The 13,078-nt window shown below is 69.7% G+C and carries 13 protein-coding genes; 10 read left to right on the top strand and 3 right to left on the bottom strand.

Going from position 1 to position 13,078, the window contains the following annotated elements:
* The first annotated feature begins 25 nt into the window (after positions 1-25).
* Positions 26-175, top strand: a complete 150-nt coding sequence (locus tag A6I89_RS24635; RefSeq protein WP_005518055.1) for a hypothetical protein — start codon at positions 26-28, stop codon at positions 173-175.
* Positions 176-181: 6 nt separating this feature from the next.
* Here A6I89_RS24635 and A6I89_RS14910 read toward each other — a convergent pair whose 3' ends face one another.
* Together A6I89_RS14910 and A6I89_RS14905 are read right to left on the bottom strand one after the other, a co-directional pair.
* On the bottom strand, positions 182-1,948 hold the full coding sequence (locus A6I89_RS14910; RefSeq protein ID WP_022597545.1) for an ABC transporter ATP-binding protein: 1,767 nt from the start codon (positions 1,946-1,948) through the stop codon (positions 182-184).
* Positions 1,945-3,693, bottom strand: a complete 1,749-nt coding sequence (locus A6I89_RS14905; protein WP_232244777.1) for an ABC transporter ATP-binding protein — start codon at positions 3,691-3,693, stop codon at positions 1,945-1,947. The genes A6I89_RS14910 and A6I89_RS14905 overlap by 4 nt, the downstream gene beginning before the upstream one ends.
* Before the next feature lie 223 nt (positions 3,694-3,916).
* Between A6I89_RS14905 and A6I89_RS14900 the strand changes: the two genes are divergently transcribed.
* The 6 genes from A6I89_RS14900 to A6I89_RS24630 are packed head-to-tail and all read left to right on the top strand — an operon-like array spanning position 3,917 to position 8,975.
* On the top strand, positions 3,917-4,909 hold the full coding sequence (locus tag A6I89_RS14900; protein ID WP_139791938.1) for an ABC transporter substrate-binding protein: 993 nt from the start codon (positions 3,917-3,919) through the stop codon (positions 4,907-4,909).
* 35 nt (positions 4,910-4,944) lie between these two features.
* A complete protein-coding gene (locus tag A6I89_RS14895) occupies positions 4,945-5,835 on the top strand; it encodes a siderophore-interacting protein (protein WP_022597540.1) in 891 nt (296 codons plus the stop codon).
* Complete coding sequence (locus A6I89_RS14890; protein ID WP_022597539.1) at positions 5,832-6,908, top strand: Fe(3+)-siderophore ABC transporter permease; 1,077 nt, start codon at positions 5,832-5,834, stop codon at positions 6,906-6,908. The genes A6I89_RS14895 and A6I89_RS14890 overlap by 4 nt, the downstream gene beginning before the upstream one ends.
* The gene (locus A6I89_RS14885; RefSeq protein ID WP_022597538.1) at positions 6,905-7,966 is read left to right on the top strand and encodes a FecCD family ABC transporter permease; all 1,062 of its coding nucleotides are present in this window, start codon (positions 6,905-6,907) and stop codon (positions 7,964-7,966) included. Before A6I89_RS14890 ends, A6I89_RS14885 begins: the two co-directional genes overlap by 4 nt.
* Before the next feature lie 32 nt (positions 7,967-7,998).
* Entirely contained in the window at positions 7,999-8,835 is an 837-nt protein-coding gene (locus tag A6I89_RS14880) for an ABC transporter ATP-binding protein (protein ID WP_022597537.1), read from the top strand.
* Positions 8,832-8,975, top strand: coding sequence for a hypothetical protein (locus tag A6I89_RS24630; RefSeq protein ID WP_157349031.1), 144 nt, complete (start codon positions 8,832-8,834; stop codon positions 8,973-8,975). The genes A6I89_RS14880 and A6I89_RS24630 overlap by 4 nt, the downstream gene beginning before the upstream one ends.
* Before the next feature lie 46 nt (positions 8,976-9,021).
* Here the strand turns inward: A6I89_RS24630 and A6I89_RS14875 are convergent, their stop codons facing one another.
* Positions 9,022-9,987, bottom strand: a complete 966-nt coding sequence (locus tag A6I89_RS14875; RefSeq protein ID WP_022597536.1) for an ABC transporter substrate-binding protein — start codon at positions 9,985-9,987, stop codon at positions 9,022-9,024.
* 128 nt (positions 9,988-10,115) lie between these two features.
* Between A6I89_RS14875 and A6I89_RS14870 the strand changes: the two genes are divergently transcribed.
* The 3 genes from A6I89_RS14870 to A6I89_RS14860 all read left to right on the top strand — a co-directional run bounded on the left by A6I89_RS14870 (position 10,116) and on the right by A6I89_RS14860 (position 13,055).
* A complete protein-coding gene (locus A6I89_RS14870) occupies positions 10,116-10,871 on the top strand; it encodes a phosphoglyceromutase (RefSeq protein ID WP_172504603.1) in 756 nt (251 codons plus the stop codon).
* A 256-nt stretch (positions 10,872-11,127) separates the two neighbouring features.
* Entirely contained in the window at positions 11,128-12,369 is a 1,242-nt protein-coding gene (locus tag A6I89_RS14865; RefSeq protein WP_005518071.1) for a sensor histidine kinase, read from the top strand.
* Positions 12,366-13,055 carry a response regulator transcription factor gene (locus A6I89_RS14860; RefSeq protein WP_005518073.1) on the top strand — a complete coding sequence of 230 codons (690 nt, stop codon included), beginning with the start codon at positions 12,366-12,368 and terminating at the stop codon, positions 13,053-13,055. Before A6I89_RS14865 ends, A6I89_RS14860 begins: the two co-directional genes overlap by 4 nt.
* The last annotated feature ends 23 nt before the right edge of the window (positions 13,056-13,078 follow it).

Here is a 13,078-nt window from a genome sequence, read left to right as displayed (position 1 = left end):
CTCCTCCCGCTCGGCGGGAAGTTCGGTGCCGCAGTTCGTTTCGAGCGGCTCAGCGTGGGGCGGCCGTCAGAACAGCCGTCGAGAGGGCGCCCGTGCGCACGTCCGGGCGTTCCTCGCCGAGTTCGGGCCGGTGATCGAGCGGTGGGAGTCGAATCACACCGTGGCCCTGGCCTGACCGGAATCAGCGCGCCGAATCCCAGGCCGCCCACAACCGGGCGTACGTCCCGCCGGCGGCGACGAGGTCCGTGTGCGACCCGTCCTCGATGATCCGGCCGTCCTCCACGACGAGGATCCGATCGGCGAGTGCCGCTTGCGAAAGACGGTGTGCCACCGTCACGGTCGTGCGGCCACGTCCCAACGCTGCCGCCGCTCGGTCCAGCCTTCGCGCCCCGGCGCTGCCGGCCTCCGCGGTCGCCTCGTCCAGGATCAGCACCGACGGATCGAGTAGGGCGACCCGGGCAAGCGCCAACTGCTGGGCCTCCGTCGCGGTCACGGCCGTGCCGCCCGCACCGACGACCGTGGCCAGTCCGTCCGGCAAGGACCGGACCCAGTCGTCCGCGCCCACCGCGGCGAGCGCTGCCGTCAATTCGTCGTCGGTGGCATCGGGTGCCGCCAGCCGGAGGTCGTCGGCGACGGTTCCGGAGAATACGTGCGTCTCCTGGGAGACCAGGACACACGTGCGGACGGCGTCCGCTGTAGGGATGCGCCCGCGCTCCACTCCACCGATCTCGACGCGGCCGCGGACGGGGTCGTGGATGCCGGCAACCAGCTTCGCCAGCGTCGACTTCCCGGCGCCGGTCGGGCCCACCAGCGCCACGCTGCTGCCCGGCGCGATCCGGACGTCGACGTCGTCGACCACGGAACGGCCGCCGGTGCGGTACGCGAACGACACCCCGTGCAGGCCGATCGAACCATCCTCCGGCACAGCTGGATCCGGCGGTTCCGCCCGGCCCGGTGCGAGTGTGACGCCGACCAGCCGTGACAGCGCGATCGAACCCTCCTGGAGTTCGTCGAAGACCAGCAGTGCGGAGCCGATCGGGTCGAACAGGCGGTGGAAGAACAGTGCGGCGGCGGTGGCGGCGCCGAGCGTGACCTGCCCCTGCTGCACCAGTAGGAACCCGACACCGAGGACCGCCGTGAGCCCGATCGCCTCGGCGGCGTTGAGGCGGCCGAAGAACCGCGTGCGCAGCCGCGTCGCCTGCAGGCTGAGGTCGACGGCCGCGAGGGACCGGGACTCGATGGCCCGCTCGTGTGTCTCGGCCAGGCGCAACGAACCGACGGTGTCGACATCGGTGAGTGAATCGAGCATCTGCTGGGCCCGGGCGCCCTCGGCCTCGCGTTCACGACGGTAGACGGGGGCCGACGCACGCAGATACCAGCGCAGCGCCCCGATCTGGACAGGTGCCGCGATCACCGCCGCCACCGCGAAGCGCCAGTCCAGTCCGGCGAGCCCTGCCAGCGTCAGCCCGATCGTCAGGGTTGCCGTCGCGAACACCGGCACCGCGCGGGAGACGGCCTCGGTGACCAGGTGGACGTCGCCGGTGACGCGGGAGACGACGTCCCCGTGACCGGCGTCCTCGAGGTCCTGCAGCGGGAGGTCGAGTGCGTGGGCGACGACTTCCTCGCGCAGGTCCGCGACGAGCGTCTCGCCCACGCGCGCGATCAGGTAGTTGCTGACCGTCACCAGCACCGACTGGCCGACCGCGATGCCGACCAGCGCACCGCCGAGCCACCCGATCCGCCCGACCACTCCCGAACCGCCGTCGGTCACGGCGTCGACCATCGCTCCGAGAATCAGTGGCGTGCACAGACCCACCGCGGTGGCCGCGGTGAGCGCGACGATCGCGGCCACCGCCCCGACGCGGTGCGGGCGCAACAGCCGCCACAGTTCGGCCCGGGTCCGGGCCGGCGACGCCGTCGGCAGCAGGATGCGTTCGGTCGTGGTCATGCAGTCACCAGCGATCGGTAGGCCCCGGCGCGGGGATTGGTGGTGGCGTCGAGCAGTTCGGCGTGGGTGCCCTCGACCGTGCCGGTGCCGGAGAGGACGACGACACGGTCACAGATTCGGAGCAGTGCGGGGCTCGTGGTGAGCAACAGCGTCGCGCCGCCGCGGCGATGCCGTCTGATGCCGTCTGCGATACGGGCCTCGGTCACCGAGTCCACCGCGGTGGTCGGATCGTGCAAGACCAGGACGGGCGGGTCGGCGGCGAGGGCTCGCGCGAGCGCAACCCGCTGGCGCTGGCCACCGGAGAGGGAACGCCCCTGCTCCGAGACCGGTGTGTTCAGGCCGTCGGGCAGTGCCGTCTCGATCTCGTCGACGGCCGCGGCCGTCACCGCCGCGGCCAGGTCGGCGCCCGGCTGCGCGGCGGCCGCGACGTTGTCGGCGACGGATCCGGAGAAGAGGGCCGAATCATGAGGTGGTGCAAAGATGTTGGCGCGGAGTTCGTCGATCGCCAGCAGATCGACCGGGGTGTCGTCGATCGAGACGGTTCCGGACAGTGGGTTGATCCGTCGTGCGAGTACGTCGACCAGATCCTTCGCCTGCCGGCCGTTCTCGGTGACGACACCGACGATCTCGCCGCGGCGGACGGTGAGGCTCACCCCGGCGAGGCTGTCGGTGGTCACGCGGTCGACGGTGACGACCGAGGCGTCCGTGACGCCGCCCGGGTCGACTGCCGGTGCAACCGCCGAGCCGGTGCCCAGCAACCGGGCGACGCGTCCCGCCGACGCTCGGGCGCGGGCGAGGCCGGCGCCGAAGTAGGCGACGTCCACGAGTGGGCCCTGCAGGAACTGCGCCAGGCCGACCACCGCGATCAACTGCCCCACCGAAATCGATCCGGAGATCGCCATGCGGGCGCCGACGAATGCGATCAACGCCAGGAAACCGCTGCCCACGAGAGTATTCGCTCCGGAGTACAGGGATTGTGCCCGTTGGGTCCGCATGGTGGCGGCCAGCGCGCCGCGGCTCGCGGCTCGGTACCGCTGCTCGGCCTGTGGGGCAGCGCCGAGACCCACGAGCACCCGCAGCCCCCCGATCAGGTCGGTGGCGACGGCACCGGCGCGCGCGCCCTCGGCCTGATCGGCCTCGCTGCGACGCTCGAGGGGCTTGGCGAGCCACTGCATCAGCAGCAGCACCGGGGGAGTGGCCAGCAGCACCAGCAGACCCAGCGGCACCGAGATCAACAGCAGCGAGACCGCCGCGGTGAGTACACCGAGGGCGGCGGCCAGCTTGGTCGAGAGCGTGTGGGTGAAGCCGGCGACGGCACCCGCGTCGGAGGTGGCGATCGAATACACCTCGCCCGGTGGGCGACGCGGGCTCATGCCGTGCGGGTCGAGCGTCCGTCGGGTGATCGCCATCCGGAGTGAGTGCGCGCCCTGCTCGTTGACCTTCATCGCGGTGCGTGCCGCGAGCCGCCAGCTCAGGGTCAGGCCGGCGAACAGCACCGCGATCACCAGCACCCACCGCCCGAACGCGGCGCCGTCCCCGGTCGCGACCGCGCGGTCGATCGTGGCACCGATGACGACCGGGACCAGGGCCTCGGCCACCTGGTGGCCGGTGAAGCCCACCGACGCACCGGCGAGCCGGCGGGCACGGCCGTCGGCGGTGATCGCGGTGCGGATCACCGATCGGGGGGTCGGGGAGGGGGACGTCGCGACGGCTGCGGACGTCGCGGATGTTTCGGTGTCGGGCACGGCGGCCACGTTAGGGACCGGCTCGCAGCCTCGGTAGCACCGAAATGGCCAGCGGCTGTTCCAATGTGGACATTCGGCGGGATGTGGCCGATTTGCGATATCGGTTGGCGTGTTCGCGCAGTTCAGGGCATCGCGCTGTCGAGACTCCTCCCGTACTTTCAGGTGAGCCTTACCTCGCCTGCCTGTCCCTCGGGATGGTGCCCCGAACCCTCTTGGAGACGTTGTGACCCCACTGATGTCGCCCCCGCACCCGGCGCGGCCACACCTCGATGCCGTCGGCGTGGACCGGCAGTGGGCGGAGCTCACCGCAGCCCTGTCGCGTCGAGGCTTCCTGGGGGCCATTGCCCTCGGGGCGACGGCGTTCACCGTGGGATGCGGAACGTCGTCCGGATCGGACACTGCCTCCGCCGCGACCCGGACCGTGACCACGCCGCTCGGAACCTACGACATCCCGGTCGCGCCACAGCGGGTGGTCGTGATCGACTCCCGGCTCGATCTGGAACCGGCTCTGGCGCTGGAGCTTCCGGTGATCGCGACCAGCTACGACACCCCGGCGCCCTGGCTGCCGCCGGTCGACGCTCGGGTACTCACGGCGCCCGTCGATCTCGAGGAAGTGTTGGGACTCGCACCGGACCTGATCGTATGTGTCAACCTCGACAGCGAAATGTGGCCTGCGCCCAAGCTGCTCGACATCGCGCCCGTGATCACCACCGAGTTCACGGTTCCGTGGAAGGAGAACCTGACCCGGTTGGCCGACTGGCTGGGACGCACCGCGACCTTCGACCGCGTTCTGGCCGAGTACGACGCGGTGGCGGCAGCGTTCCGCGCCCGGCACCGGGACACGCTCGCGCGCGCCCGCTTCGGGATCGTCAGTCTGCAACAGGACCAGTTCTATCTGGTTCACAACGGTGGCTCGCGCCTCCCGCCGCAGGTTCTCGCGGATGTCGGTGGGACGCTCGGCAGTATCGGTGGGCTTTCCGACTCCGACAGCTTCGGGATGGAGTCGCTCGAACTGCTGGACGGTTTGGACGGGCTGATCGTGCTCGCTCCGCGCGGCGATCTCGGCGCGCTGGCCGGCGACGTGCTGTGGCAGCGCGTCCCCGCCGTGGCGGCCGGCCGCGTCCAGGCGATCGATCAGCGGCTGCAGTTCGGATCGGTGTACTCCGCCATCGAACTCGTTGCCCAGTTCGACACTCTTCTTTCCCGGCTCGGCTGAGCCGCAACACCTTTCCGAAACGAGGCTTCACTCTCATGGAACTGTTCCGCGCCACCGTCGTCGACGCCACCGCCCTCACCCCCGGCATGATTCGGATCGTCTTCGGCGGTCTGAACGGCTTCACGTCCACCGGGGTCGGCGACGAATACCTGCGCCTGCACTTCCCGGTGCCGGCAACCGGCGAGTTCGTCCTCCCGGAGATCGACCCGAATGCGACGAACGGCCGCGGGTGGATCTATCCGGAAGGTAAGGAACCGTCACCGTGCCAGCCGTACACGGTCCGTCGATTCGACGGCGGGCGCGGCGAGATGACGATCGATTTCGTCGTCCACGAGGGCGGTGTGGCCTCCGATTGGGCCCAGGCCGCGCAGCCCGGCGACGTGCTGTACCTCGGAGCGTCCCGCGGCTTGTACGAGCCACCGGCGCACACCGAATGGCAGATCTTCGTCACCGACGCCACCGGACTCCCGGCGCTCGGACGGCTCGTGGAGAACCTGCCCGCGCACGTGCGGGCCACCGCGATCGTCGAGGTTGCGGATCCGAGCCACGAACAGCGGATCGAGTCGGCCGCGGACGTCGAGTTCGTGTGGCTGCACGGCACCGGCAACGGCATCGCCGCCAGTGCGCTGCCGGAAGCGATTCGCCGCCTGAGTATTCCGGAGGGGACCGGCTACATCTGGGTCGCGGGGGAATCGACGATGCTCCGCGACATCCGCAAGTATCTGCGCCACGACCTGGGACTCGCGGCCGACGCCTACAAGGTGATCGGGTACTGGACGTACAAGGCGGAGGAGTGGCGGGCACGCTACGACGCCCTCGACGAGACGGTCAAGGCACGCCTCGACGCGGTGTGGGACGACACCGACCGCGACGAGGAGGACATCCGTGACGAGGTGGACCGGACGCTGGAGAACGCGGGATTGTGACCACCACCGTCTCGACCGAGGGGGAAGTTCTCAGCGAGACTCCGGAGACGGCGGAGCGGGCGCAGGGTCTCGCCCGCACCAACGCCCGCCGGACCGCGGGGCTGCTCGTGTGCGCGGCGGTGCTCGTCGTCGTGGTTCTCGCGAGCATCGCGTTGGGCTCCAAAGGGATTCCGCTGGGCACCGTGGTGGACGCTCTCGTGCACTTCGACGACTCCAACGATCACGTGATCGTGCGCGAGCTGCGCGTGCCCCGCACCGTGCTGGGCCTGCTGGTCGGTGCCGCGCTCGGGATCGCGGGCGCGCTGATCCAGGCCATGACGCGCAATCCGCTCGCCGATCCCGGGATCCTCGGCGTCAACGCGGGCGCCGGGTTCGCCGTGGTGATCGCCGTCGCGGTGTTCGGTCTCACCAGCATCTGGTCGTACATCTGGTTCGCGTTCCTGGGCGCCGTGGTCGCGACGGTGGTGGTGTACGCGCTGGGCTCGGTGGGACGGGGCGGTGCGACGCCCATCCGCCTCACGTTGGCCGGTGTCGCGATCGGATCCGTTCTCGGTGGTGTGTCGTCGGCGATCACGCTGCTCGATCCGTCCGCGTTCGACCAGATGCGCAACTGGAACGCCGGCAGCCTGTCGGGGCGGTCCATGGAGGTTGCGCTCGGGGGGTCGCCGTTCATCGCGGTGGGCCTCGTGCTCGCCCTCGTCATCGCCCGCCCCCTCAACGCCGTCGCCCTGGGCGACGACCTGGCCCGCACCCTCGGTGCACACATCCTGCGCACCCGGGTGGTCGGCGTGATCGCGGTGACGCTGCTCTGCGGCGCCGCCACCGCGGCGGCCGGCCCGATCGGGTTCGTCGGACTGATGGTCCCCCACGTCGCGCGATGGTTCGTGGGACCCGACCAGCGGTGGATCCTCCCGTACACCGTGGTGTGCGCGCCGATGCTGCTGCTCACGTCGGACATCTTGGGCCGCATCGTGATCCGGCCCGGCGAGCTGCAGGTCGGTGTGGTGACCGCCTTCGTCGGCGCTCCTGTCCTGATCTGGTTGGTCCGACGACGCAAGGTGAGTGGACTGTGAGCACCGAGACCGAAACTCGGATCGACTTCGGGCGTCGCACGCGCGTCGTCCGGCCCGGCCCCTGGTCGGGCCGCATCGACGTGCGGAGCACCGTCGTCTGTCTCGTGCTGGCCGCGAGCACAGCGGCCGTCGCGGTGCTCGCGCTCGGTAGCGGCGACTACTACGTGCCCCCGGGACAGGTGGTGCAGGCACTGTTCGGGGACGTCCCGGCGCGCATCCACATGGTGGTGGTCGAATGGCGACTGCCGCGCGTGCTGCTCGCGATCCTGCTCGGTGCCGCGCTGGGAATGAGCGGCGCGATCTTCCAGTCGCTCACACGGAACCCGCTCGGCAGCCCCGACATCATCGGCTTCAACTCCGGCGCCTACACCGGCGCACTCGTGGTGATCCTCATCGTCGGCGGGAGTTACCACCAGGTGGGCGCCGGCGCGCTGATCGGCGGCATCGCCACCGCGGCCGCGGTGTACCTGCTGGCCTCCAAGCGTGGTGTGCAGGGGTTCCGGCTCATCATCGTCGGCATCGGCATCAGCGCGATGCTCGCGTCGGTGAACACGTGGTTGATCCTGAAGGCCGACCTCGAGACCGCGATGTCCGCGGCGGTGTGGGGCGCCGGCTCGCTCGGCGCGCTCGGCTGGAGCCAGGTGGGGCCTGTCACGATCCTGCTGTTGGTCCTGGTCCCCGCGATCCTGGTGCTGGGCAGGCGGATGCGGATGCTCGAGATGGGCGACGACGCCGCCAAGGCACTCGGTGTGCGAGCCGAACCGACCCGGCTGGGCCTGGTCGTCCTCGGCGTCGCACTCACCGCGCTGGTGACAGCTGCCGCAGGACCGATCGGCTTCGTCTCGCTCGCGGCCCCGCAGTTGGCTCGTCGGCTGACCCGTAGCGCCGGGGTGGCGCTGGTGCCCGCCGCGGTGATGGGTGCCGCGCTGCTGACGGTCAGCGACGTCGTGGCCCAGCGTGCCTTCGCACCGCACCAGTTACCGGTCGGCGTGGTGACGGTGTCGATCGGCGGCGTGTACTTCGCATGGTTGCTCGCACGAGAGGCACGGAAACAGTGACGGATCGAACCAGGGTGCTGACGAGGGACGAGATGCCCGGCAAGACAGTGGAAGCCGCGGGGACGCCCACTCGGCTGCGCGCCGAGGACCTCACCATCGGCTACGACAAGCGGGTGATCTCCGAGCACCTCGACGTCGAGATCCCGGACGGAGGTTTCACGGTGATCGTGGGGCCGAACGCCTGCGGCAAGTCGACGTTGCTGCGCGGGCTGGCGCGGCTGTTGACGCCACAGTCGGGGAGTGTGCTGCTCGACGGCCGCGCGATCTCGTCGTACCCGGCGAAGGAGGTGGCGCGCCGGCTGGGGCTGCTGCCGCAGACCTCGATCGCGCCGGACGGCATCACCGTCGCCGATCTCGTTGCCCGTGGACGGTACCCGCACCAGAAACTGTTGCGGCAGTGGTCCGGAGAGGACGAGGATGCCGTCGTCGGTGCGATGGCAGCGACTCGTGTGACGGAGCTGTCGGCCCGGCTGGTCGACGAACTGTCCGGCGGGCAGCGCCAGCGGGTCTGGGTCGCGATGGTGCTGGCGCAGCAGACCCCGCTCGTCCTGCTCGACGAGCCCACCACCTTCCTCGACATCGCGCACCAGATCGAACTGCTCGAGCTGTGCCGCGAACTCAACGAGACCGGCGGCCGCACCCTCGTCGCGGTGCTGCACGACCTCAACCACGCGTGCCGCTACGCGAGCCACATCATCGCCATGAAGGAAGGTGCGATCGTCGCCGAGGGCGCGCCCTCGGACATCGTCACCGAGCACCTCGTCGAAGACGTCTTCGGCCTGCCGTGCCGCATCATCGACGACCCCGTCACCCACACACCGCTCGTGATTCCCCTCGGGCGGCCGCGAACCCCGGAAGAGGTGTCATGACCACGCTGCTCGCCAATCATTCTGTGTGCGAACGAGAGTGGACCGAGATCGTGGATCGGCTCACGCCGCTCGCTCGCGCTGTGTTCCTCGACGTCCGCGAACAGGGCGCGCAGATGTTCCGATTCGTACCCGGCACATGACTCGGCCCCCGGGAGGAACTCACCGGGGGCCGCGTCTCGTCGGAGGTCAGGCGACCTCGCGGGCGTTCTCCATCACGGTGGCCAGCTCCGCGAACCACGCCGCGTAGTTGCCGTAGGTATTGGGGCGCTTGTCGTCCCAGTCGATGACCTGCCCGGCTGCGACGGCGGGCAGTCGGACGAAGATGGGGGAGGCGGCGAACGCCTCGTGGGACTGCACGTACCGCATCACGATGTCGGCCGGGTAGGACGGCACCTGCTCCCAGCTCAGGTCCGCCCATCCCTTGTCGCCGTCCGGGCCGACGAAGTTCACGCCCAGCCCGCTCAGGTAGCCGAGTTGGGCGAGCTTGGTGGTGCCCGCGTACAGCGAGCTGTTGTCGCCGTTGAGGGGAAGTAGTGAGATGTCGGGTCGCTCGGCGGCAACCTTGCGAATGCGGTCGGAGGTCGCGTCGAACGCGGCTCTGTCCGACTTCGCGGCATCGCCGTCGACGTCCCCGCCGAGTGCGGCGGCCAGGTTGCGGTACTCGGCGAGCACGTCCGGCAGTGGGACGCCCGAGAACTTCACGGCCGCGAACGGAGCGACGCTGTTGACCTTCTGTGCCATCGGTTCGTCCCACCACGTCCAGGACGTGGGGTCGTCGGAGTTCCCGTAGCCGATCACGAGATCCGGGTCGAGGTCGGCGAGGGCCTCCATGTTCATCTCGCCGTCGGTACCGACGACCTTCATCGTCGACACGTCGGCGTTGCCGGTGGCCTGACCGCCGGTGATGCCGTAGCCGAAGATTCCGGCCGGACGGATGCCGTAGTCCCAGAGTGCGGCCGCGGAGTACGTGTCGACGACGATCTTCTGGGGCGCTGCATCGAGATCGATGGTGTTGCCGTATCCGGTGGTGTAGCTCCAGCCGTCGCCTTCGGCGGCGGCGGTGGGTGTGGACTCGGCCGACGAGCAGCCTGCCGCGACGACAGCGGCGGCACCGATGAGGGCGGCGATCGCGGCCGCGCGGGGGAATCTCATGACGAACCTCTCGAGTAGATATAGGAATGGCTAACCTAACTCGAGCGGTCCCGTCGAGGGTGCGCTACGTCGCACGACCGGCGGAGATGCGGACGGGTCGCGCGAGCCCGAACACCCGTCATGCCAGGATTGGGGGTATGAGTACCGGAACACTTGTGCTGCTCCGCCACGGCGAGAGCGAATGGAACGCGCTGAACCTGTTCACCGGCTGGGTGGACGTGCACCTCACCGACAAGGGCATGGCCGAGGGCAAGCGTGCCGGTGAACTGCTCGCCGAGCACAACCTGCTCCCGGACGTGCTCTACACGTCGCTGCTGCGTCGCGCGATCAGCACCGCGAACCTCGCGCTCGACGCCTGCGACCGCCACTGGATCCCCGTCATCCGCGACTGGCGCCTCAACGAGCGTCACTACGGCGCGCTGCAGGGCAAGAACAAGGCCCAGACCAAGGCCGAGTTCGGCGAGGACCAGTTCATGCTGTGGCGTCGTAGCTACGACACCCCGCCGCCGCCCATCGAGGCCGGCAGCGAGTACAGCCAGGACCAGGACGTGCGCTACGCCGCCCTGCCCGAGGTCCCGCTGACCGAGTGCCTGCTCGACGTCGTCAAGCGTCTCGTCCCGTACTGGGAGGAGACCATCGCGGCCGACCTGAAGGCGGGCAAGACCGTCCTGGTCACCGCGCACGGCAACTCGCTGCGCGCACTCGTCAAGCATCTCGACGGCATCTCCGACGAGGACATCGCGGGTCTGAACATTCCGACGGGCATCCCGCTGCGCTACGACCTGGACGAGAACCTGAAGCCGCTCAACCCGGGTGGCACCTACCTCGATCCGGCGGCCGCCGCGGCCGGTGCCGCGGCCGTCGCGAACCAGGGCGCCAAGTAGTTCCAGGGAGTCCTCGGCGGTTCTCTCTCGACCCCGCGTTTCGCGCACTTGTCGCGACGACGGCCCCTCCCGGCCGGCGTCAAGTGCGCGAAACGCGGGGTTTTCCGTGCCCGGAACGCGATGAGTGCGCAAAACGCGAGGGGAGCGGGAAACAAACGGTGAACAGGTGGATAACGCCAGCTCTCGGGCCTGTGACGTGCGAGAAAACGGTCACACCCGCCTTCGTGCGTCGTCCGTGCGAACGTACGATTCACGTGTGACTGTTGTTCAGGCCGTAATCTTGGCCGTCGCGACCGCGATCGTCGGTTACGTCGTCGGCGGGGTCGTCGTTCCCCGACTGAGCAGGCGTCACGCCGAGCGGCAGAAGGCCCAGGCGGGCTTGACGATGTCCCAGGTGCTCGACCTGATCGTTCTCACCTCGGAGAGCGGCATCGCGGTCGTCGACAAGTTCAACGACGTCGTGTTGGTCAACCCGCGGGCCGAGGAGCTCGGGTTGGTCCGCAACCGCATGCTCGACGACCGAGCGTGGGTCGCCGCCACCGAGGTGCTCGCGAAGGGCGAGCCCGTCGAGGTCGACCTGACTGCGCGGACGCCACAACGCGGACGCGACAAGATCGCCGTGCGCGGCGTCGCGCGACTGCTGAGCGAGGAGGACCGCCGCTTCGTCGTGGTGTTCGCCGACGACGACTCCGAGCAGGTCCGCATGGAGGCCACGCGCCGTGACTTCGTCGCCAACGTGAGCCACGAACTCAAGACCCCCGTCGGCGCGATGGGTCTGCTCGCGGAGGCGCTACTCGAATCGGCCGACGACCCCGACTCGGTCCGCTACTTCGGTCAGCGGGTGCTGAGCGAGTCCGCCCGCCTGGGCAACATGGTCACCGAACTGATCGCGCTGTCGCGTCTGCAGGGGGCGGAGAAACTGCCCGACCTCGAGGTGGTGGACGTCGACGACGTCATCGCCGAGGCACTGCGCCGGTCCAGCGTGGCCGCCGAGGCCGCCGACATCACCGTCCACGCCGACGCCCCGAGCGGGCTCGAGGTGATGGGCGACCGCACCCTGCTCGTGACGGCCCTGTCGAACCTGGTCGAGAACGCCATCGCCTACTCGCCGAAGGGCACCCCGGTCTCGGTGAGCCGCACCGTCCGCGGCGACGACGTCGCGATCGCGGTCACCGACCGCGGCATCGGCATCGCCAAGGAGGACCAGGAACGCGTCTTCGAGCGGTTCTTCCGCGTCGACAAGGCCCGCTCCCGCGCCACCGGCGGCACCGGGTTGGGGCTGGCGATCGTCAAGCACGTCGCCGCCAACCACAACGGATCCATCGACCTGTGGAGCCGGCCCGGCACCGGGTCCACGTTCACCCTGCGGATCCCCGCCCACTTCGAGACCGTTCCACCCGAGCCCGCCGCGGCGGGCGAGAACCGTGATTCATCGATGATCGACAAGAAGGCCGCGGCGCGAGGCGCCGCCGCCACGAGCCTGGAGGCCAACCGTTGACGAGTGTGCTGATCGTGGAGGACGAGGAATCGCTGGCCGATCCGCTCGCGTTCCTGCTCCGCAAGGAGGGCTTCGAGACGACCGTCGTCGGTGACGGTCCGTCCGCGCTGGCCGAGTTCGAGCGCTCCGGCGCCGACATCGTCCTGCTCGACGTCATGCTGCCCGGCATGAGCGGAACGGATGTCTGCAAGCAGTTGCGGGCGAAGTCGTCGGTGCCGGTCATCATGGTCACCGCCCGCGACAGCGAGATCGACAAGGTGGTCGGTCTGGAACTCGGCGCGGACGACTACGTCACCAAGCCGTACTCGGCTCGCGAACTCATCGCCCGCATCCGCGCGGTGCTGCGCCGCGGAGCGGACAACGAGGCCGCCACCGACGTGGACGACGGCGTCCTCGCGGCCGGCCCGGTCCGGATGGACGTCGAGCGCCACCTGGTGCATGTGAACGGCGACCCGGTCACGTTGCCGCTCAAGGAGTTCGACCTGCTCGAGTATCTGCTGCGCAACTCCGGCCGGGTGCTCACCCGCGGCCAGCTGATCGACCGGGTGTGGGGCGCCGACTACGTGGGCGACACCAAGACCCTCGACGTCCACGTCAAGCGGTTGCGCGCCAAGATCGAGGGCGATCCGGGCAAGCCGAAGCACCTGGTCACGGTGCGCGGCCTGGGGTACAAGCTCGAGGAGTGAGCTTTCCGTGGCCGAATGTCACA

The sequence above is a fragment of the Prescottella equi genome, from assembly GCF_002094305.1.
GTDB classification, from domain to species: Bacteria; Actinomycetota; Actinomycetes; order Mycobacteriales; family Mycobacteriaceae; genus Prescottella; species Prescottella equi.
Note: the sequence above shows the minus strand (reverse complement) of the source record. Positions and strands in the feature narration are given on the sequence as shown.